The sequence below is a fragment of the Pseudomonas sp. R3.Fl genome (assembly GCF_023516765.1).
Lineage (GTDB): Bacteria > Pseudomonadota > Gammaproteobacteria > Pseudomonadales > Pseudomonadaceae > Pseudomonas > Pseudomonas citronellolis.
Genome location: NZ_JAMGSO010000001.1, coordinates 7,106,736 through 7,126,105, shown reverse-complemented (window position 1 = coordinate 7,126,105; position 19,370 = coordinate 7,106,736). Strand labels below are relative to the sequence as shown.

The window sequence follows — 19,370 nt, the reverse complement described above, 5'->3', positions numbered from 1 at the left end:
GGCTCAGCCCTGCTTCGGCGGCGGGCCGCTCGGCGCCCAGTTCTCCCGCGAGGTGAAAAGGAACAGCTGCGAGGTGTCCGCCGACATCGGCGCCTGGCGCGCGGCCCAGTCGTCGTCGTGCTTGTCCATGTCGGCGTCGTACTCGATGTGGCAGCCCAGCGGGCTGTTGAAGTACCAGAACCAGTTGGAGCCCAGCAGGTGCCGGCCCGGGCCCCAGAAGCTGGTCCAGCCCTTGCGCTCGAAGCGCCGGCCGGCCAGCAGCACTTCGCTGCCGCTGCCCAGGTGGAAGGTGAAGTGCTCGCAGCCCTGCATGTGCGGCGGCGTCTGGATCATGAACAGGCAGTGGTGGTCGTCCATGCCCGCCGAACGCATGAAGGGGCCGACGCCGACGAAGCTGTCGGTGGTGACGAAGCCCAGGCGGTCGCGGTAGAAGGCCTCGCCCTTGGCGACGTCGGGCGCGAAGTAGACAACGTGGGACAGGGTGCGCGGCAGCGCCGGCATGTCCGGGGTGATGCCCAGCTGGTTGAGCGGGCGCTGCGGCGCGCTGCCGGGGGCGTTGGTCAGGTCGGCCGGGGCCTCTAAGGGCCGCCGGCAGCTGACCTGGAAGGCGATGGCGAAGCCCAGGTCGTCGACGCAGTGCAAGGCGCCTGCGGCATCGCGGCGCACCTCGCGGTCGCGCCCCAGTTCGTCGGCGATGGCTTCCAGGTCGGCGGCGCTGGCCACGCCGTAGACGGTCTCGCGCAGCGACGGCGTCGGGCCCAGGGCCGGCGGCAGGCTCGCGTCGTCGCCGCGGCGGATGACGATGGCGGTGCCGTCGAGGGCTTCGAAGCGCCCGCCGTCGGCGGTGAGTTGCACGGCCGACAGGCCATAGTCGCGCAAGCAATCGGCACAGGCCTGGATATCGTCGACGCCAAAGACCAGCGCGTCGAGGCCAAGGATGTTCATGGCTACCACTCCATTGAAATTATGATTCGGCGCCGGGCAGGGGGCCGCCGGTGGTGGGTCACCGCGGCACGGGGGCCGCTCGACTGGAGCGCAGGTTGCTGGGCGGGACGGCGCCCTGACCAATCGCATGTGGGGATGCGAGACATCGCCGATCGCGATACCTGGGCGCGAGCCCATGGCGGCGGGCGTTTGCCGCCCACTCATGACGAGGCGCTATTGACGTATCGGGAATGCGGCGGGAAGGTATCGCGAAAATAACTACAACAAGCCTGAGCCATCTGCCATGCGATTCCATCACCTGGACCTGAACCTCCTGGTGGCGCTGGATGTGCTGCTGGAAGAGCAGAACATCACCCGCGCCGCCGAACGCCTGCACATGACGCAGTCGGCCACCAGCGGCGTGCTCGGCCGCCTGCGCGCCTTCTTCGAGGACGAGCTGCTGGTGCAGGTCGGCCGCAAGATGCAGCCCACCCCCTACGCCCTGGAACTGGCCAAACCGGTGCGCGAGGTACTGCTGACCATCCGCTCCTCGATCACCGCCAAGCCGGTGTTCGACCCGGCCAGCAGCAAGCGCCACTTCCGCCTGGTGACCTCCGACTACCTGATCAGCGTGCTCTTCGCCCAGGTCATCCAGAAGATCCACCAGCAGGCCCCGCACATCACCTTCGAAATACTCAGCCCCGGCGACAACATCGCCGAGCTGCTGATGCGCGGCGAGGTGGACATGATGATCGTGCCCGAGCGCTACACCATCGACGGCCACCCGGCGCAGCTGCTGTTCGAGGAGGACCACGTCTGCGTGGTCTGGCGCGACAACCCCGAGGTGGGCGAGAGCCTGACCCTGGAGCAGTACATGCAGATGGGCCACATCTCGGTGGGCTTCGGGCGCAACCGGCACCTGAGCATCGAAGACTGGTTCATGAGCCAGTACGGCTTCAACCGCCGCCTGGAAGTGATCACCAACGACTTCAACACCCTGCCCCAACTGCTGGTCGGCACCCCGCGCGTGGCCACCATGCACCGCCGCCTGGCCGAGCTGTACGCACGCTACCTGCCGCTGCGCATCTTGCCTCCGCCGGTGAAGATCCCGGTGATGCGCGAGTACATGCTCTGGCACCGCAGCATGGAGGGCGACCCCATGCACCGCTGGCTGCGCGAGCGCATCCGCGACTTCATCCAGAGCCTCGACCAGCAGCCCGAAGCCCTGCGCCACACCGGCTGAGCCCGTCCCATCGCCCCGGCCGCCGGCATGGCGCCGGGGCATCGCGTTTGGCGATACCTCGCATCCCCACTCGCGATTGGCGCGCCGCCGCCCCGCCTGCGTACCTTGCCGTCGAACCGCGCCCTGCGTGCCTGCCGCCATTCCCGGGCGCCGGATACATCGACCGCAGAAGGACAACAAGAATGTTCCGCTACTTCCCCACCAATTACGTCTGGAACCTCTCGGTGGACCTGGCCATCGAGATGGGCGCCCGCCTGGGCGAGATCGAGGAAATGTGCGCCCCGCTGCAGGAGGCCGCGAAGCAGCCCGACGCCGCCGGCACCCAGGCCTTCCGCGAGACCTGGTCGAAGATGGCCGACAAGCTCTGCGGCCTGGCCGAGGAAGACGAGGCCGGCGGCCGCCTGCTCTCCGCCGGCGAGAAGTACAACCGCGCCGCCACCTACTACCTCACCTGCGAACGCCTGCAGGCCCACGGCGCACCGGGCCGCGAGGCGCTGTACCAGCGCTTCCTGCAGACCTTCGCCCGCGGCATCGCGCTGGCAAAGGAGAACTGCGAGCGCGTGGAGATTCCCTACGAGGGCAAGCACATCGCCGGCCTGTACGTGCGCGCCGAGGGCGTCGCAGGCCCGGCGCCGCTGCTGGTGCAGGTCAACGGCCTGGATTCGACCAAGGAAATGAAGTACCGCGTCGGCCTGCCGGCCTGGCTGGCGAAACGCGGCGTGGCCTCGCTGATCATCGACCAGCCCGGCACCGGCGAGGCCCTGCGCCTGCACGGCCGGACCGCGCGCTACGACAGCGAACACTGGGCCAGCCGCGTGTTCGACTGGCTGGAAACCCGCGAGGACGTCGACGCCAAGCGCATCGGCCTGGAAGGCGTGTCCCTGGGCGGCTACTACTGCCCGCGCGCGGTGGCCTTCGAGCCGCGCTTCGCCTGCGGCGTGGTCTGGGGCGCCAACCACGACTGGCGCAACGTGCAGAAACGCCGCCTGGAGAAGGAAGGCGACTTCCCGGTGCCGCACTACTGGGCCCACGTGCGCTGGGTATGGGGCGCCAAGGACATGGACGAGTTCATGCGCATCGCCGAGAACGTCCACCTGGACGGCGTACTGGAACGCATCCGCGTGCCCTTCCTGGTCACCCACGGCGAGAAGGACTCGCAGATCCCGCTGAAATGGGCGCACCGCACCTACGAGCAACTGGTGAACAGCCCGAAACGCGAGCTGAAGATCTTCACCGAACGCGAAGGCGGGGTACAGCATTCGAGCTTCGACAACAGCATCAATGCCGGGCAGTACATAGCCGACTGGGTGGCGGAGACGCTGGGTGGGCGTACGGACTGAGGGCTCGCCGGCGCGGACTTCGCCAAAGCGTTTCCGTAGGATGGGAGGCTATGGCGCCGGACCTGAGAGCACCCTCTCCCTAACCCTCTCCCTGAAGGGAGAGGGGACCGTTGGGCAGGGTCGGATGTTCTGGAGTTAGCCGGCTAGCACGGAGATTGCCGTCTGGAACCCGGCCTCCTCTCGGCAGAGTTAGCCGGCCTGCACAGGGATTGCCATCTGGAACCAGACCTACTCTCGGCACGGACAGCCCTCTCTCCCGCTTGCGGGAGAGAGGCCGTTGGCCAGGGTTGGATGTTCTGGAATTAGCCGGCTAGCACGGAGATTGCCGTCTGGAACCAGACCTACTCTCGGCACGGACGCCCCTCTCTCCCGCTTGCAGGAGAGAGGGCCGTTGGGCAGGGTTGGATGTTCTGGAGTTAGCCGGCTAGCACAGAGATTGCCGTCTGGAACCAGACCTCCTCTCGGCACGGACAGCCCCCTCTCCCGCTTGCGGGAGAGAGGGCCGTTGGGCAGGGTTGGATGTTCTGGAGTTAGCCGGCTAGCACAGAGATTGCCGTCTGGAACCAGACCTCCTCTCGGCACGGACAGCCCCCTCTCCCGCTTGCGGGAGAGGGTTGGGGAGAGGGGCTCTTCGCTCTGGAAGCAGGCGCGGAATCGGCGGATAACGCCTGGGCGTTATCCGCCCCACGATCCCGCCATCCGGCAAATCTGTAGGAGCGGGCCCTGCCCGCGATTTCGCGCGCAGGGCGCGCTCCTACAGGGAAATGGCGTGGGCGGGGCGGCGTAGGAGCGAGCTTGCTCGCGAACAGGCCTCGCTGCTGGGCTGATTCGCGAGCAAGCTCGCTCCTACGAAAAGCAACAGCCCTGCCCTACGCCGGCACCCGCGTCCCGTGGAACGACGCGATCCGCCAGCCCGCCTCTTCCTTCACCCACAGCTGCGTGGCGAAGCCCTCGGCACGCACCGGCTCGCCGCCGCCACGCTTCTGCAGCAGGTTGCACTGCGGCCCGCTCATCAGCGCCAGGCCATCGCCGAACAGGCGCACCTGCAGTTCGCCGCGCTCCACCGCCAGGTAGCGCACGGCGTGGCGGGCGTAGTCCAGGTACTGCGCCTTGTCCTGCACCAGGCCTGTGGTGTGCACGTACAGCAGGTCGTCGGCGAATAGCCACTCCAGGCCGGCGTGGTCTTCTTCCACCAACGCGCGCTGGCGTTCCTGCTCCAGGGCCAGCAGTTCGCTACGGATATCGTTCATCGGGTTTCCCTCTTGGTTTGATGGCGGCGGCATCCTCACCCCGGCCGCCGCGGCGGGAAAAATCGCCATTGCCCATGCCTGCCATCGCCACTGCCGATACCTGCCCTGCGCTGCGTCCCACCTGCCTGGAACCCGGACGCCACGCACCCTGGAGTAGGTATCGACACCATCGATGGCCGCGCATCGACAGCATCTGTTGGTCAGTCGGGCCGGCGCCGCCCTAGCCTGCCAGCACAACAAGAAGCCGAGGAGAAACCGCCCATGGGCGCCCTGCACCTGCACTGCTCCACCCTGTTCGACGGCACCGGCCTGGAGGCCCGCCACGCCCAGACGCTGATCATCGACAACGGCCTGATCCGCCATGTCGGCCCAACCGCCCAGGCCCCGCGGCCGCAGCCGGGCGACCGCGAGGAACGCGCCGCCTTCGTCATGCCCGGGCTGGTGGACGTGCACACCCACCTGGCCTTCGGCAACGCCCAGAGCGAGGAAGACATCGATATCTGGACCAGCGACGAATTCCGCGCCCTGCGCGGGCTGTTCTTCGCCCAGCACGTGCTCGCCGCCGGTGTCACCTCCATGGTCTGCCCCGGCGACAGCGGCCAGCTCAGCATCGCCGTGCGCAACACGGTCAACGCCGGGCTGTTCGAGGGCCCGCGCATCGCCGCCAGCAGCCGCGTTATCACCAACCGACAGAGCCTCAACGACTGGTTCCCCAGCCGCGTCGGCGCGCCCGAATACTTCACCGCCGCCCTGGTCACCAGCCGCACCGAGGCCATCGCCGAGATCCGCAAGCAGGCCAAGGACGGCGTCGACCTGATCAAGATCGCCATGGACGGCACCCACCGCCGGCCCAACGGCGAGATCATCGCCGCCTTCACCGCCGACGAGACCCGCGAGATGGTCGAGGAAGCCCACCGCCTGGGCTGCCGGGTGGCCACCCACGCCTACGGCCGCGAGGCGGTGATGTACGCCGCCAGGGCCGGGGTGGACCTGGTGTTCCATGCCTTCTACATGGACGACGCCTGCATCGAGGCGCTGCTGGAGGCCGGCAGCGTGCTGGCCCCGACCATGACCTTCCCGCAGAACACCGTGGACTTCTGCCAGCCCCACGACCCGGCCATCGCCACCGGCTACGCCGGCTACTGCGCACGCACCCTGGAGCTGGGCACCCCGGTGCTCAAGCGCGCCAAGGCCGCCGGCATCCCCTTCGCCTGCGGCAGCGACAGCGGCTTCGCCGTCACCCCCTACGGCGAATGGCATGCCCGCGAGCTGGAGCTGCTGGTCACCCGCCTGGGCTTCACCCCGGCCGAGGCGCTGTACGCCGCCACCAACGTCGGCGCCCGGCTGATGCCGCGCGGCGAGACGCTGGGCGCGCTGGAAGCGGGCAAGCAGGCCGACCTGCTGCTGCTCGACGGCTCGCCCCTGGACGACATCCGCATCCTCCAGGATCGCCAGCGCCTGCAGGCCGTGTACAAGGCCGGCGAACCGGTGCGCCTGCAGCGCACGGCGTACAACCCCAAGCAGGTGTCGGACTTCAACTCGCTGAAATGGACCGACCTCTACACCCGCGACCGCGTCGCCCAGCTCGGCAAATGGAGCCTGTGAGCATGCCCACCCTCGACTTCGAACGCGCCGCGCAACTGGCCGCCGCCACCCTGCGCCATGCCCGAACGCTGGGCCTGCGCCCGCTGGCCGCCGCGGTGCTGGACGCCGCCGGCCACCCGCTGGCAGTGCTGCGCGACGAGCAGGCCAGCTTCCTGCGCCCGCAGATCGCCAGCGGCAAGGCCCGCGGCTGCCTGGGCATGGGCTTCGGCGGCCGCGAACTGGCGCGCCGCGCCCAGGCCATGCCGGCGTTCTTCGATGCGATCAACAGCCTGACCGGCGGCGAGGTGATCCCGGTGCCCGGCGGCATCCTGCTGCGCGACGAGGCCGGCAACCTGCTCGGCGCCATCGGCGTGAGCGGCGACACCTCCGACAACGACGAGCGCTGCGCCCTGCTGGCCATCGAGGAATTGGGCCTGCACGGCGACACTGGCGACGCTCAGGCCTGATCCAGCCGCGCGGCCTGCTCCGCCAGCAGTCCGCGGAGCCAGGCCAGCGCCGGGTCCAGGTCCTGCTGCGGGTGCCACTGCAACAGCTGCGGCGCCGCCGGGAAGGCCAGCGGCGCCGGCAGCACCCGCAGCGGGTAGCGCCGCGCCAGGGCCTGCGCCTGGCGGCGGAACAGCGTGGCCACCCGCGGCGTGCCGACGATGAACTCGGCCATCAGCGCGAAGCTCTGCACCGCCACCGCCGCGCGCCGTTCGATGCCCAGCTCGCGCAGGTGCAGCGCGTCCATGGCCAGGTTCTGGCCGTCGGCGAACTCGCGCAGCACATGCTCGGCGGCGCAATAGTCGGCCAGGCTCAGGCCCTCGGCGAAGGCCGGATGCCCGGCGCAGACGATGCAGCACAGCTCGTCGCTGAGCAGCGACATCTGCGGATAACGGGCATTCACCCGGCGCTGCGGCACTATCACCAGGTCGCTGCGGCGGTACTCCAGGGCTTCGGCGACCACGTCACCGTCGCGCGGCAGCGGCAGGTCGCGCACCACCAGCGAGGCCCCCGGCGCCAGCCGCGACAGTTCGCGGCTGGCCGCCGGCAACAGGGTCGCCGCCACGTAGTCCGAGGCCACCAGGGTGAAGCGCCGGTCGCAACGCGAAGGATCGAACACCACCGCCGCATCCACCACCTCGCCGGCCAGGGCCAGCGCCTCGCGCACCTTCGGCAGCAACTGGCGGCCCAGGGCGCTGGGCACCAGGCGCCGCCCCACCGGCAGCAGCAGCGGGTCGTTGAAATGCTCGCGCAGGCGCGCCAGCGCCGCGCTGGTGGCCGACTGGCCCAGGTGGAGGCGTTCGGCGGCCCGGCTGACGCTGCACTCGTCGAGCAGCGCGGCCAGGGCCACCAGCAGGTTGAGATCGAGGCGACGGTAGCGCATGGGCGCTTTATACCCCGCCCGCCGCCGGCGACGGAGCGCGTTTGCCGCTGGCAGGTATCGCGCCGGGCGATACCTGCCGGCGCTTACCCTGCGAAACGTCGCGCCAGGAAGGGCTCCAGCGGCACCGACAGCGCCAGCCCCGAGGCCTGCTCGGCCAGCAGTTGGCCGGTGATGGCGCCCAAGGTCAGGCCGATATGGCCGTGGCCGAAGTTGTAGAACACCTGCGGCAGGCGCCGGGCCGGGCCGAGCACCGGCTTGCTGTCCGGCAGCGAGGAGCGGAAGCCCATCCAGCGCGACACCGGCTCGTGCTGCAGGCGCAGGAAGCGCCGCGTGCCGCGGGCCAGGTAGCGGTAGCGGGCCTCGGCGGGCAGCGCCTCCAGCCCGGCGAATTCCACCGTGCCGGCCACCCGCAGGCCCTGGGCCATGGGCGTCATGTAGAAACCGCCGGCGGCCCAGCAGACCGGGCGGTTGAGCACTTCGCCGGCATGCTCGAAGAGCACGTGGTAGCCGCGCTCGGTGTCCTGCGGCACGGCATCGCCCAGTTGCTGCGTGAGGTGCCGCGACCAGGCGCCGGTGCACAGCGCCACCCGCGCCGCGACGATCCGCTCGCCGCTGCTCAGATGGGCCTGCACGGCATCGCCGCCCTCGCCCGCCGGCTCGATGCCCAGCAGCTCGCCGCGGCGGAAGTCGCCGCCCAGGGCCAGGAAGCGCTCGAACAGGCGCCGGCTGAGGGCGTAGGGGTCGAGCGTGCGGCTCACCCCGGGCAGCTCCACCGCGCAGGCGGCGCGGGCGTTGAGCGCCGGCTCCAGCGCGTGCAGTTCCGGGCCTTCCACCAGGCGGATGGGCACCTCGAAGCGCCGGTGGTAGTCGACCATCTCCAGCGCCGCCTGGCGCTCGTGGGCCTCGAAGATGTACAGCGAGCCGTCGTGGCGCACCAGGTCGTTGGCCTGCGCATCGTCCAGCAGCACCTGCCAGGCGGCCATGCACGGCCGCAGCAGGCTGTTCAGGTCATGGCCGATGGCTTCCACCCGCTGCCGCCGCGATTCGGCGAGGAAGCGCCACAGCCAGGGGGCGATGCGCGGCAGATAGGCCGGGCGGATCGCCAGCGGGCTGTCCGGGCGCAGCAGCATGCCCGGCGCCTTGCGCCAGATGCCGGGGGTGGCCACCGGCTCCACGGAATAGGTGGCGAAGGTGCAGGCGTTGCCGAACGAGGTAGCCAGGCCCGGCGGGTTGCGGTCCAGCAGGCTCACCGCCCAGCCCTGGCGCTGCAGGCACAGGGCGGTGGCCAGGCCGACCACGCCGGCACCGACCACCAGGACGTTCCCTCGAAGGCTATCGGGCCGGCTCATGTGCCGCTCTTCACGCGGGTCCACAGGCGGGTGTTCAGGCGCATGCCGGCCGGGGACAGGGTGCGGATCGGGAACAGGCTGTCGAGCACTTCCTGCGGCGGGTAGACCGCGGGATTCTCACGCAATGCCGGGGCCACGTACTGCAGCGCCGCGGCGTTGCCGTTGGGATACTGCACGGCGTTGCTGATGTCGGCGATCACCTTGGGTTCGAGCAGGTAGTTCAGGTAGGCGTAGGCGCTGTCCAGGTGCGGCGCGTTCTTCGGGATGACCACGGTGTCCACCGCGATGGTGGTGCCCTCGCGGGGCAGACTGAAGCCGATCTTCACGCCGTTGCCGGCCTGCTGCGCGGTGCTCATGGCCTGCAGCACGTCGCCGCTGAAGCCGACGGCCACGCAGATGTTGCCGTTGGCCAGGTCGCTGACGTACTTGGACTGGTGGAAGTAGCGGATCGACGGGCTGATGGCGCGCAGCGCGGCCTCGGCCTTGGCGAAGTCGGCGGGCTTCTCGCTGGCGGGGTCCAGGCCGAGCACGCGCAGGGTGATGGGCACCATCTGCGTGGAGTTGTCGATCACCGCCACACCGCACTGGGCGAGCTTGGCGATGTTCTGCGGGTCGAACAGCAGTTGCCAGCTATGAGTGACGTCGGTATTGCCGAAGATGGCGCGGATCTTCTCTTCGTTGTAGCCGATGCCCACCGTCACCCAGAGGTAGGGCACGGCGTAGCGGTTGCCTGGGTCGCTGGCCTCCAGGACCTTCATCAGCTTGGGATCGAGGTTGTGCCAGTTGGGCAGCTTGGCGCGGTCCAGTTCCTGGATGGCGCCGGCCTGGATCAGCCGCGGCAGGAAGTGGTTGGAGGGGCTGGCCAGGTCGTAGCCGCTGGCGCCGGTCATCAGTTTGGCTTCAGTGGTCTCGTTGCTGTCGACCACGTCATAGGTGGTCTGGATGCCGGTCTGGCGGGTGAAGTTGGCCAGGGTGTCGTCGGCGATGTAGCCGCTCCAGTTGGCGATGGTGACGGTCGGCGCCGCCTGCGCGGTGCCGGCCAGCAGCGCCAGCGCCAGGCCGGCCAGGTGCGAGTGTCGTAGGTTCATGCTGCCCTCGTTTGTTGTTCTGGATGGGGGTGGATGGGAAGGAGTCGATCAGCCTTCGGCCTGCGCGCGGCGGACCTCCCAGGCCATGCGCAGCGCGGCGCCGATGTCGAAGAAGGGGCGCGGCGGCAGGTAGCCGGGGCGCGCCTGGGCCAGCACGTCGGCCAGCAGCGGCGAGTCGATGCCGGCGGCCATTTCCGCCAGCAGGCGGCCCCACAGGGTGCCGCGGGCCACGCCCGAGCCGTTGCAGCCGGCCACGGCGTGCAGGCCGTCGGCCACGCGGGCGAAATAGGGTTCGCCAGAGCGCGTGCCGCTGAGGTGGCCGGTCCAGCTATAGGCGATGTCCGCAGCCTGCAGGCCGGGGAAACGCTTCTGCAGGCCCTCCAGGTGGCGCTCCCGGCGCTGGGCCAGGGCCGGGCCGTCGAGGTCATGCCGGCGGTATTCCACGGTGTTGCGGATCAGCAGCCGGCGGCCGGGCAGCAGGCGCAGGGTGGCGCCGCCCGGCAGCGGCGCCAGTACGCCCCACTGGCGCTCGCCGAACAGCGCCTGCCAGTAGGCTTCGTGCAGTGGCCGGGTGATGCTGGCGCTCAGCTCCAGGGGGAAGGTGCCGCCGCCGCGCAGGCCGGTGCGGGCCAGGAAGGCGCCCACACAGACCAGCACCTGCGGCGCCGTCACCTCGCCCTCCCCGACGCGCACCGTCCACAGTCCGCCCGTGCGGCGCAGCCCGCTGACGTCGCTGTGCTCGTACAGCTCCACCTGCTCCGGCAGGCTCTCCGCCAGGCCGCGCACGTAGCGCGCCGGCTGCAGCAGGCCGTTGCCGCCGGCGCAGTGGATGGCCCGCGCGTAGAAGCCGCTGCCCAGGCGCCGCGCCAGGGCGTCGCCCTCCAGGTACTGCGCCGTGGCGCCCACCGAAGCCAGGGTGGCGAGGGTCGGTTCGGCGTCCAGGTGCGCGGGGTCATGGGCGGCGAAGTGGTAGCCGTCGTCGCTCAGCTCGCAGTCGATGCCCAGCTCGGCGATGCGCTGGCGGACTTCGCGGCCGGCAGCCACGCCGATGCGCGAGGCCAACTGGTAGGCGGCGTAACCGGGCTGGCCCAGCAGCTCGCCGGCGTGGGGCAGCTCATGGCTGACCACGAAGCCCGAGTTGCGCGCCGAGGCGCCCTGGGCCACGCGCTGGCGCTCCAGCAGCAGCACCCGCTGTTGCGGAAAGCGCCGCGCCAGGGCGTGGGCCGCCGACAGGCCGGTGATGCCGCCGCCGATGATCAGCCAGTCGGCCCGTTGCTGGCCGACGAGGCGCGGCCGGGGTGTGCCCTCGCCCGCCAGGGCGATCCAGCCGCAGTGATTGTTCATGGCCCGTCACTCCTTCAGAATCCATGCGCAGGGGGTATCCAGCGAATACCCTGCTTGCGCGTCGAATGCCGAATCTACGGGCTCTTGCTGGCCTCAGGCCAACGCTGATATTTCATCCAACCATTCGGAAAACGCATGGATAAACTGCTTCGCGTTCCCTCCCTGCAGGCCCTCCAGGCGCTGGTCCACGTCGCCGAGGCCAGCAGCTTCACCGCCGCCGCGCGCCAGTTGCACCTGACGCAGAGCGCCATCAGCCGGCAGGTGCAGCAACTGGAGGAGTACTACCGGGTGCCGCTGTTCGACCGCACCAGCCGCAAGGTGGTCCTGACCGACGCCGGGCGCGAGGTGTACGGCGTGGCGCGGGACATGCTCAAGGCCCTGCTGCGCCTGGAGGAGCGCCTGGCGCCGGTGCCCCTGGAGCGGCCCTTCCGCATCCGCATCTTCGTCTCGCTGGCAGTGCGCTGGCTGCTGCCGCGCCTGAGTTCGTTCTACGCCGCCAACCCCGGGCTGTGCCTGTCCATCGAGAGCGTCGGCGGCGAAGTGGTGGACGACGGCGGCGATTGCGACGCCTACGTGCTCTACCTGCCCGGCGGCCTGGACGAGCGCCCGCTCACCCCGCTGTTCGATGAGTACCTGGTGCCGGTCTGCGCGCCGCGTCTGGACGACGGCCAATCACCGCCGCGTTCGCTGGAAGAACTGGCGCGCCACGCGCTGATCCACGCCTCCACCGGCCGCCACGAGTGGACGCAATGGCTGCGCGCCCAGCCCGACAGCGCGCCACGCCAGTTCAAGCACATCCTGTTCAACCTCGACGACCTGGCCCTGGACGCCGCCACCCGCGGCCTGGGCATCGCCATGACCGACCGCATGCTGGCCCAGGACGCCCTGCAGCGCGGCGACCTCATCGTGCCCTTCGGCGAGGCGCTGAAGACCGACGGCGTCTACGCCCTGTGGCTGCGCGACAGCGGGGCGGCCCATCCGGCTTGTCAGACGGTGCTGGACTGGTTCGAGCAGCAGGGCAAGGGGGGTGTGCAGAGGGGGTGAAGCTGGTTGGCGTGCTTTGTGGCGGGCGCGTAAGGCGGCCGTGGGTCCGCCGGGTGTTCTGGTGCGTGGGGTCGAGACCGCCCCTCTCCCTAACCCTCTCCCTGAAGGGAGAGGGGACCGTTGGGCAGGGTTGGGGATTCTGGAGTCAGCCGGCAGCTCCGGTGGTTTCCAGCTGAAACCATTTCTTCTCTCGGCACGGACTAGCCCCCTCTCCCTTCAGGGCGGGGCGCGCAGCCGAGGGCTGGGGAGAGGGAACGGAGTCGATCCAAAACACCTCGGCCCCCGGAAAACACCCTCCACCATATTCTCCAAAATCGTAGGGCGCATAACACCCCAGCGTTATCCACCATTTCCACAAGCCAACCTACCTCACCGACTTCACACACCCATGGCGCACCTCCTTCGACGGCGGATACCCGTAGAAGGACGTGTAGCACTTGCTGAAATGGCTGGGCGAGACGAAGCCGCAGGCCAGGCCCACCTCGAACATCGGCAGATCCGAGTGCTGCAGCAGGCGGCGGCTTTCAGTGATGCGCAGCTCCAGGTAGTAACGCACCGGCGTGGTGCCCAGTTGCTGCTGGAACAGCCGCTCGATCTGCCGCTTGGAGCGGCCGACATAGCGCGCCAGTTGCTCCTGGCTGAGCGGCTCCTCGATGTTGGTGCTCATCAGGTTGATGGCCTCACGCAGCGGTTCGCTGAGCTTCTCGTGCAGCGCCGGCCGGGCGCGGCGGAAGCGCGATTCCTCGAAGGCGAGGATGTCCGCCACGGCCTCCACCAGCTCGCGGCCATGCAGTGCGTCCATCCACTCCAGCACCATATTGAAAGCCCCGGTGGGGCTGGCGGCGGTGAGGCGGTCGCGGTCAACCATGTAGCTCTCGCTGGTGACTTCACTGTGCCGGGCAATCTCCGCCAGGGCCGCGCGGTTCTCCGGATGCACCGCGCAGCGGTAGCCGTTCAGCAGGCCGGCCTGGCCGAGGAACCAGGCGCCGTTCCACAGCCCGGCGAGGGCCACGCCCTTCTCCGCCGCCAGTTGCAGCAGGCGCGTCAGTTCCGATGTGGCACGCAGCGGCGTGCGCAGGCCGCCGCAGAGCACCAGCAGGTCCAGCCCGGCGAGCGCTGCCGACGCCAGTACCGCGCCCGGGCAGATGACCAGGCCCAGGTCGCTGGTGACCGACTCTCCGTCCAGGCTGAAGGTGTGGGTGGCGAAGGCCCCGGCGCGGATCAGGTTGGCGGTGACCAGGGTATCCAGCGCCTGGGTGAAGGCCGGCAGGGAGAAATGCTCCAGCAGCAGGAAGCCCACCCGCCCCTGGCGTTGCGCGCCCGCCCGGGGCGCGGAAAGGAACCTGAGGTTGCGGCCCTGCATGGCGCCGCTGAATTGCCGCCGTTCGACCAATCGCGACTCCTGTCTTCAGCCGGCCGAACGCAACGGGTCGAAGCGGCTGCCGGCATGGGCGCCCTGGCGCCGGGTGATGAAGCTCAGCAGCACCGTGGCCACGGTCAGGCCGAGGGTGGAGCTCACCTCTACGCGGTGCTCCGGCAGGATGAGCATCACCACCAGCACGGTGCTGATGAAGGCGATCACCGCCCAGGTCAGCCAGGGGAACAGCCACATGCGGCAGGCGATCTCCTGGTTATTGCGCTGCAGATTGGCGCGCATGCGCAGCTGCGAGACGGCGATGGCCAGGTACACCAGCAGCGCGATGGAGCCGGAACTGGCGAGGAGGAAGTCGAACACCCGCGCCGGGGCGACGAAGTTCAGCACGGTGGTGAGCATGCCGATCAGCGTGCTGGCGATCACCGCGGCTCGCGGCACGCCGGCCGCCGAGGTGCGCTGGATGAAGGCAGGCGCGTCGTTGCGGCGGCTCAGCGAGTAGATCATCCGCGAGGCGATGTAGATCGAGGAGTTCAGGCAGCTGGCCACGGCCACCAGCACCACCAGGTCCATCATCAGCTTGGCGTGGGGCACGTTCATCAGCTCCAGGGCGCGCTGGTAGGAGCCCTGCGCCGTGAGCATGGGGTCGTCCCAGGGCACCACGGAGATGATCACCAGGATCGACAGCAGGTAGAACACGCTGATGCGCCAGATCACAGCCCGCGTGGCCTTGGCGATGTTGCGCCGCGGGTCGCTGGATTCGGCGGCGGCGATGGTCACCGCCTCGGTGCCGATGAAGCTGAACAGCGTGGTGATCAGCGCGGTGAAGATGGCGCCCCAGCCGTTGGGCAGGAAGCCGCCGTGCCCGCGCATCAGGTTGCCCAGGCCGCTGACCTCGTGCCCCGGCAGCACGCCGAGCAGCGCCGCCGCGCCCAGGCTGATGAACAGCACGATGGCGCCCACCTTGAGCATGGCGAACCAGAACTCGAACTCGCCGTACTTGGCCACGCTGAACAGGTTGGTGACGGTCAGCAGCAGCGTCATCACCAGGGCGAACACCCAGGTCTGCACCTGCGGGAACCAGCTGTTGAAGATCACCCCGGCGGCGATCGCCTCGATGGGAATCACCAGCACCCAGAACCACCAGTACAGCCAACCGATGGTGAAGCCGGCCCAGCGACCGATGGCCTGGTCGGCGTAGGCGGAGAAGGAGCCGGTGTCGGGGCGGGCCACGGCCATCTCGCCGAGCATGCGCATCACCAGCACCACCAGCAGCCCGGACAGCGCGTAGGCCAGGATGGCGGCGGGCCCCGCGGCGGCGATGGCATGGCCGGAACCGACGAACAATCCCGCGCCTATGATCCCGGCAATGGACAGCATGGTCACATGGCGCGGCTTGAAGCCCTGGACCAGTTCGCCACTGGCGCCTTTCGCACTTGGAATACTCATCGGTCGGCCTTTGTTGAATTTGTTATGCGGTGGCAAGGCGCCACCTGGCGGGCGTCCCGGACTGCGGGACGCGGGCACAACCCTATTCCAGGGCGTCATCCGGGCATTTGCCCAGGATCGCCATGGGCATGAGAAAAAACGACATGGCCTCGCCCGCGAGCGCCCAAGGCCGGGGCTGGCGATGCCATGAAAACGACATCAGCGGAGGGAAAGAGGAAGGGCAGCGGAGTTGCTGCTAGATGTAGCCACCATCCACGGACAGCGTCTACGTGGAGGTATAGGGCGCCCGGTCAGGGGCGAGGCAGGATGCGGCGTCGATCAGCGAGCGCCAGGCTGGCGGGTCGAGGTCGCGGAGCTTCGATTGCGAGCGGGAATTTTTCGGGCACAAACGAAAAGCCCCGCAATGCGATGCGGGGCTTCGGGCACCAGAAGGTGCGCTTACAGGGCTTGAACCTGCTCGGCCTGCGGGCCTTTGGCGCCGGCAGTCACGAGGAAGCTGACGCGCTGACCTTCGTCGAGGGTCTTGTAGCCGGTGGATTCGATCTGACGGAAGTGAACGAATACGTCCGGGCCGCTTTCCGGGGTGATGAAGCCGAAGCCCTTCTCAGCGTTGAACCACTTGACGGTACCAGTTTGGCGGTTTGCCATGATGTAGATCTCCAAGGTAGGAACGAGCACAGGCGACATGCCTGGCTGGAACTGAATGCAGAGTGAAGAGAAACCGAGGAGATGGAAATCAGAACGGACTGAACATCAATACGGAGCCGCTAAACTGGCAGGCAGTTGCAGCAGAATACAGGGTTCGGCGGATTTGAACAGCATTTTCTTTTCCGCACCGCGATTCTGGACGGCCGGTCGCCTTTCCATGCCGAGCAGAAGGCATCTCCCAGCACCTGTAGGAGCGGGCCCTGCCCGCGATTCGCGCGCAGGGCGCGCTCCTACCACACCGGTGGGGATGGCTTCTTGTAGGAGCGAGCTTACTCGCGAATGAGCCCCGCAGCGGAGTCTGTTCGCGAGCAAGCTCGCTCCTACGAAGAGCATCCCAGCGCGGTCTGCAAGACAGCCGCTCCTACATCCCACGAAAGCACCTCGACGCCCCACATACCCCGGGAGATGCACCTTCGGTGCCGCGGCGGGGTCGAATGGATAACGCGAAGAGCCCCGCTCAGCCCCTCCCGTCGAGCTGGTCCACCCAGCGCTCGGCCGCAACGAAAGAAGCCTCGAAGGCGGCCTCATGGGAATCCCAGGGCCCGATGACGACGTCCAGCGGCGACACGCTCGGCGGCACCTTCGCCAGCGAAAGCAGCATCTCGGCGACCTTGCCGGGGCCGGCGTAGCGCGGTGAGATGAGCACCGCCACCCCGCTGGAGGTGGTGTACTCGCTGGGCGGCATGAAGTTCGGTTGGCTGGCGTGCTGTTGCATGCATCGTTCCCCCCGGCCCGCTGGCAGGCCGTTCACATGGTTGGAGTTGCGCGAGATGGCGGACGGTCGCCCACCCTTTCACGGACTCTCCAGCTTGCCAGCGGTTCCGGCGGATCGCCCCTGCCGAAGGCATGGCCGCCGGGCGGTAGCCGGGCCGCCCTGCCCCGGCAGCGGGCTCAGGCGTTCGCGGCCAGGGCCTGCAGCGCCTGGTAGGCGCCCAGCAGGTGGTAAGGCGTGGTGGACGGCATGTCCGGGCGCAAGACCTCGCCGTCCGGCCCCAGCACCTCGTGCCAGCCGCCGTCGTGGAGGAAGCGCGAACGGAAGCGCTCGGTCCAGAGCGCCAGGGTATCGAGGGATCGGGCGCTACCCTCCACGGCCAGGGCGCGGGCGAACTCGGTCTGCGCCCAGATGCGCTGGGTGGCGTCCTGCAGGGTGCCGTCCGCCGCCAGTGCGGCGCCGACGCCGAGGCTGCCAGCGGCCACGCCATGTCGCTGTGCGAAGGCGAAGGCGCGGCGCAGCGCAGCCTCCAGGGCCGAACCGGCGAACAACGCCGGCTCTCCCATGACCAGGGAGAACCATTCGAACTGGTGCCCCGGCTCGATGCGGTTGCCCGCCTCACCCTGCGGCAGTTCGGCCACGCAGCCGCTAGCCGGATCGACGAAGCGCGCCAATACCGCGGCGCCGATCGCCTGCAGGCGCTCTCCGTACCAGGGGGCGCCGGCGATGGCATAGGCCGCCAGATAGGCCTCGGTGAGGTGCATGATGGGGTTCTGCAGCACGGGCGCGCCGTCGTCTGCGAAATCCTCGGCCAGCGCGGACAGGTACAACCCCTGGCCATCGGCGAAGCGCTGCTCGATCAGCTCGGTGGTGCGCGTCATCAGCTCCAGCGCAGCCGCGTTGCCACTGAGCTTGTGATACTGCGCGCAGGCGAACACCACGAAGGCGAAGGTGTAGAGATCGCGGCGGCTGTCCAGCGGCTTTCCGGCCGTGTCGATGCTGTAGAGCCAGGCCCCGTGGCCATCGCCGAAGTGGCGTTGCAGCGAGGCGAACAATGCCTCTGCCCGAGCAGCGCCGGCAGGCCCCGCGTGGCTGAAGACGAACAGCTGGCGGGCGCAGGCCATGGCGCGGTAGCGCACCGCGGGCAGGGGCTGCCCGCTGCGATCGTCGAGCGACTCGTAGGGCAGCTGTAGCGCCTCGTTCCAGCCGGCGGCGCGCCACAACGGCAGGACGGTGTCGGCATAGTGACGGGTCAACGCCGCGATACCGGCAGTGAGGGATGGCGCAAGGGACGACGGGACGGGCATGCGGCGAGTCTGCGTGAGGAAGGAAGGCGCAAGCGCAGAAGATAGAGGAAAAGCCCCCCGGAAAGAACCCGCCCGCGCAAGGACGGGTTCGCCAGCCGCTCGACTCGGCGTCCTGCGTGTGCGCCCCAGCCAGAGTGTAAGCCGGTGCCTGGCGCCGGCTCCGGGCACTGTTATGCTGGCGACCCATCGAAACACCGCCCAGGGAGTGGACTCATGGCCCCATTGACCGACGAGCAGGTAGTGGCGCTGGCGCTGCGCAACCCGATCAACGAAGCCTTGCTCGAGGTGCTGGCCAGGCTCGACCTGCCCGCCTGCATGCTCACCGCCGGCTGCCTGTTCCAGGCGGTCTGGAACCACCGCTGCGGCCGTGCCGCCGGCTGGGGCGTGAAAGACTACGACGTCATCTACTTCGACGAAGACCTGTCCTGGGAAGCCGAGGACCAGGTGATACGACAGGTGCGCCAGGCCTGCCACGACCTGGAGGCGAACGTGGAGGTGCGCAACCAGGCGCGGGTGCACCTCTGGTACGAAGGCCGCTTCGGTTCCGCCTGCCCTCCCCTGCAGGCCGTCACCGACGGGATAGACCGCTACCTGATCAACGCGACCTGCCTGGGGCTGGACGCGGGCAGCGGCGAACTCTACAGCACCCACGGCCTCGACGATCTGCAGGCCGGAATGTTGCGGAGCAACCCATTGAACCACCAACCCGAATGGTTCGCGCGCAAGGCCAGCAGCTACCAGGCGCGCTGGCCCTGGCTGACGATCGAGCCCTGAGCGCTTCGCCCGCCGCCTTTTTACCGGGAACCTCCATGAACAACCATCTCGAAGAACACGACCGTGAATGCATGCGCCTCGCCCTGGCCCAGGGACGCCGCGCGCTATCGAGCTGCCTGCCCAATCCGCCGGTCGGCTGCGTGATGACGGCCAACGGCATGCTCGTAGCCAGCGGCTTCACCCAGCCGCCCGGCGAGCCTCACGCCGAAGCCATGGCGCTGGCGCAGTTGGCTGGGGCCACGGCCGAACTCACCGCCTACGTGACACTGGAGCCCTGCTCCTTCGCCGGCCGCACACCCTCCTGCGCCCGCGCCCTGGTGGTCTGGGGCGTCAAGCGGGTAGTGGTCGCCATGCTGGACCCCGATCCGCGCAATGCCGGCGCCGGCATCGCGATACTGCGCGAGGCAGGTGTCCAGGTGAGCGTCGGGCTGCTGGAAGAAGAAGCCCGACGGGACATGGGGCCCTATCTACTGGGCGCTTGCAGCCACTGAGCCA

The 19,370-nt window shown here is 69.1% G+C and carries 18 protein-coding genes; 7 read left to right on the top strand and 11 right to left on the bottom strand.

Going from position 1 to position 19,370, the window contains the following annotated elements:
* Window positions 1–3 precede the first annotated feature (3 nt).
* Window positions 4–945, bottom strand: a complete 942-nt coding sequence (locus tag M8R19_RS31450; protein WP_249919941.1) for a VOC family protein — start codon at window positions 943–945, stop codon at window positions 4–6.
* A gap of 283 nt (window positions 946–1,228) precedes the next feature.
* Between M8R19_RS31450 and M8R19_RS31445 the strand changes: the two genes are divergently transcribed.
* Complete coding sequence (locus tag M8R19_RS31445; RefSeq protein ID WP_249919940.1) at window positions 1,229–2,167, top strand: LysR family transcriptional regulator; 939 nt, start codon at window positions 1,229–1,231, stop codon at window positions 2,165–2,167.
* A gap of 182 nt (window positions 2,168–2,349) precedes the next feature.
* On the top strand, window positions 2,350–3,507 hold the full coding sequence (locus tag M8R19_RS31440; protein WP_249919939.1) for an alpha/beta hydrolase family protein: 1,158 nt from the start codon (window positions 2,350–2,352) through the stop codon (window positions 3,505–3,507).
* An 869-nt stretch (window positions 3,508–4,376) separates the two neighbouring features.
* Here the strand turns inward: M8R19_RS31440 and M8R19_RS31435 are convergent.
* The gene (locus M8R19_RS31435) at window positions 4,377–4,757 is read right to left on the bottom strand and encodes a nuclear transport factor 2 family protein (RefSeq protein WP_249919938.1); all 381 of its coding nucleotides are present in this window, start codon (window positions 4,755–4,757) and stop codon (window positions 4,377–4,379) included.
* Window positions 4,758–5,018: 261 nt separating this feature from the next.
* On the opposite strand from M8R19_RS31435, the gene M8R19_RS31430 reads away from it, so the two are divergent.
* The gene (locus M8R19_RS31430; RefSeq protein ID WP_249919937.1) at window positions 5,019–6,362 is read left to right on the top strand and encodes a metal-dependent hydrolase family protein; all 1,344 of its coding nucleotides are present in this window, start codon (window positions 5,019–5,021) and stop codon (window positions 6,360–6,362) included.
* A gap of 2 nt (window positions 6,363–6,364) precedes the next feature.
* Window positions 6,365–6,808 carry a GlcG/HbpS family heme-binding protein gene (locus M8R19_RS31425; RefSeq protein WP_249919936.1) on the top strand — a complete coding sequence of 148 codons (444 nt, stop codon included), beginning with the start codon at window positions 6,365–6,367 and terminating at the stop codon, window positions 6,806–6,808.
* On the opposite strand, the gene M8R19_RS31420 is transcribed toward M8R19_RS31425, so the two are convergent.
* The 4 genes from M8R19_RS31420 to M8R19_RS31405 all read right to left on the bottom strand — a co-directional run bounded on the left by M8R19_RS31420 (window position 6,799) and on the right by M8R19_RS31405 (window position 11,509).
* Window positions 6,799–7,728 (bottom strand): LysR family transcriptional regulator, encoded by a 930-nt coding sequence (locus M8R19_RS31420; protein ID WP_249919935.1) that lies wholly within the window; start codon window positions 7,726–7,728, stop codon window positions 6,799–6,801. The two genes, M8R19_RS31425 and M8R19_RS31420, sit on opposite strands and share 10 nt — an antisense overlap.
* An 83-nt stretch (window positions 7,729–7,811) precedes the next feature.
* A complete protein-coding gene (locus M8R19_RS31415; RefSeq protein ID WP_249919934.1) occupies window positions 7,812–9,077 on the bottom strand; it encodes an NAD(P)/FAD-dependent oxidoreductase in 1,266 nt (421 codons plus the stop codon).
* Entirely contained in the window at window positions 9,074–10,165 is a 1,092-nt protein-coding gene (locus M8R19_RS31410) for a polyamine ABC transporter substrate-binding protein (protein ID WP_249919933.1), read from the bottom strand. Before M8R19_RS31410 ends, M8R19_RS31415 begins: the two co-directional genes overlap by 4 nt.
* Before the next feature lie 48 nt (window positions 10,166–10,213).
* A complete protein-coding gene (locus tag M8R19_RS31405) occupies window positions 10,214–11,509 on the bottom strand; it encodes an NAD(P)/FAD-dependent oxidoreductase (RefSeq protein WP_249919932.1) in 1,296 nt (431 codons plus the stop codon).
* Window positions 11,510–11,644: 135 nt separating this feature from the next.
* Between M8R19_RS31405 and M8R19_RS31400 the strand changes: the two genes are divergently transcribed.
* On the top strand, window positions 11,645–12,553 hold the full coding sequence (locus M8R19_RS31400; RefSeq protein ID WP_249919931.1) for a LysR substrate-binding domain-containing protein: 909 nt from the start codon (window positions 11,645–11,647) through the stop codon (window positions 12,551–12,553).
* A gap of 364 nt (window positions 12,554–12,917) precedes the next feature.
* Here M8R19_RS31400 and souR read toward each other — a convergent pair whose 3' ends face one another.
* The 5 genes from souR to M8R19_RS31375 form a co-directional block, all read right to left on the bottom strand.
* The gene (gene souR / locus M8R19_RS31395; protein WP_249920257.1) at window positions 12,918–13,916 is read right to left on the bottom strand and encodes a transcriptional regulator SouR; all 999 of its coding nucleotides are present in this window, start codon (window positions 13,914–13,916) and stop codon (window positions 12,918–12,920) included.
* A gap of 45 nt (window positions 13,917–13,961) precedes the next feature.
* Window positions 13,962–15,374 (bottom strand): GABA permease, encoded by a 1,413-nt coding sequence (gene gabP, locus M8R19_RS31390; protein ID WP_249919930.1) that lies wholly within the window; start codon window positions 15,372–15,374, stop codon window positions 13,962–13,964.
* 438 nt (window positions 15,375–15,812) lie between these two features.
* Window positions 15,813–16,022: a cold-shock protein gene (locus M8R19_RS31385; RefSeq protein WP_074982570.1), complete on the bottom strand. Its 210-nt coding sequence runs from the start codon at window positions 16,020–16,022 to the stop codon at window positions 15,813–15,815.
* A 517-nt stretch (window positions 16,023–16,539) separates the two neighbouring features.
* A complete protein-coding gene (locus M8R19_RS31380) occupies window positions 16,540–16,797 on the bottom strand; it encodes a hypothetical protein (protein ID WP_249919929.1) in 258 nt (85 codons plus the stop codon).
* A gap of 176 nt (window positions 16,798–16,973) precedes the next feature.
* A complete protein-coding gene (locus M8R19_RS31375) occupies window positions 16,974–18,050 on the bottom strand; it encodes an AGE family epimerase/isomerase (RefSeq protein ID WP_249919928.1) in 1,077 nt (358 codons plus the stop codon).
* 264 nt (window positions 18,051–18,314) lie between these two features.
* On the opposite strand from M8R19_RS31375, the gene M8R19_RS31370 reads away from it, so the two are divergent.
* Window positions 18,315–18,875 carry a nucleotidyltransferase family protein gene (locus M8R19_RS31370; protein ID WP_249919927.1) on the top strand — a complete coding sequence of 187 codons (561 nt, stop codon included), beginning with the start codon at window positions 18,315–18,317 and terminating at the stop codon, window positions 18,873–18,875.
* Window positions 18,876–18,910: 35 nt separating this feature from the next.
* A complete protein-coding gene (locus M8R19_RS31365) occupies window positions 18,911–19,366 on the top strand; it encodes a bifunctional diaminohydroxyphosphoribosylaminopyrimidine deaminase/5-amino-6-(5-phosphoribosylamino)uracil reductase RibD (protein ID WP_249919926.1) in 456 nt (151 codons plus the stop codon).
* Window positions 19,367–19,370: the final 4 nt, after the last annotated feature.

What these genes read in the sequence shown, in the direction of transcription:
- M8R19_RS31365 (WP_249919926.1), top strand. Translation starts at nt 18,911, where the DNA reads ATGAACAACCATCTCGAAGAACACGACCGTGAATGCATGCGCCTCGCC.
- M8R19_RS31450 (WP_249919941.1), bottom strand. Translation starts at nt 945, where the DNA reads ATGAACATCCTTGGCCTCGACGCGCTGGTCTTTGGCGTCGACGATATC.
- M8R19_RS31400 (WP_249919931.1), top strand. Translation starts at nt 11,645, where the DNA reads ATGGATAAACTGCTTCGCGTTCCCTCCCTGCAGGCCCTCCAGGCGCTG.
- M8R19_RS31380 (WP_249919929.1), bottom strand. Translation starts at nt 16,797, where the DNA reads ATGCAACAGCACGCCAGCCAACCGAACTTCATGCCGCCCAGCGAGTAC.
- M8R19_RS31430 (WP_249919937.1), top strand. Translation starts at nt 5,019, where the DNA reads ATGGGCGCCCTGCACCTGCACTGCTCCACCCTGTTCGACGGCACCGGC.
- M8R19_RS31405 (WP_249919932.1), bottom strand. Translation starts at nt 11,509, where the DNA reads ATGAACAATCACTGCGGCTGGATCGCCCTGGCGGGCGAGGGCACACCC.
- M8R19_RS31370 (WP_249919927.1), top strand. Translation starts at nt 18,315, where the DNA reads ATGGCCCCATTGACCGACGAGCAGGTAGTGGCGCTGGCGCTGCGCAAC.
- M8R19_RS31385 (WP_074982570.1), bottom strand. Translation starts at nt 16,022, where the DNA reads ATGGCAAACCGCCAAACTGGTACCGTCAAGTGGTTCAACGCTGAGAAG.
- M8R19_RS31440 (WP_249919939.1), top strand. Translation starts at nt 2,350, where the DNA reads ATGTTCCGCTACTTCCCCACCAATTACGTCTGGAACCTCTCGGTGGAC.
- M8R19_RS31425 (WP_249919936.1), top strand. Translation starts at nt 6,365, where the DNA reads ATGCCCACCCTCGACTTCGAACGCGCCGCGCAACTGGCCGCCGCCACC.
- M8R19_RS31420 (WP_249919935.1), bottom strand. Translation starts at nt 7,728, where the DNA reads ATGCGCTACCGTCGCCTCGATCTCAACCTGCTGGTGGCCCTGGCCGCG.
- M8R19_RS31410 (WP_249919933.1), bottom strand. Translation starts at nt 10,165, where the DNA reads ATGAACCTACGACACTCGCACCTGGCCGGCCTGGCGCTGGCGCTGCTG.
- M8R19_RS31415 (WP_249919934.1), bottom strand. Translation starts at nt 9,077, where the DNA reads ATGAGCCGGCCCGATAGCCTTCGAGGGAACGTCCTGGTGGTCGGTGCC.
- M8R19_RS31445 (WP_249919940.1), top strand. Translation starts at nt 1,229, where the DNA reads ATGCGATTCCATCACCTGGACCTGAACCTCCTGGTGGCGCTGGATGTG.
- M8R19_RS31435 (WP_249919938.1), bottom strand. Translation starts at nt 4,757, where the DNA reads ATGAACGATATCCGTAGCGAACTGCTGGCCCTGGAGCAGGAACGCCAG.
- gabP (WP_249919930.1), bottom strand. Translation starts at nt 15,374, where the DNA reads ATGAGTATTCCAAGTGCGAAAGGCGCCAGTGGCGAACTGGTCCAGGGC.
- souR (WP_249920257.1), bottom strand. Translation starts at nt 13,916, where the DNA reads ATGCAGGGCCGCAACCTCAGGTTCCTTTCCGCGCCCCGGGCGGGCGCG.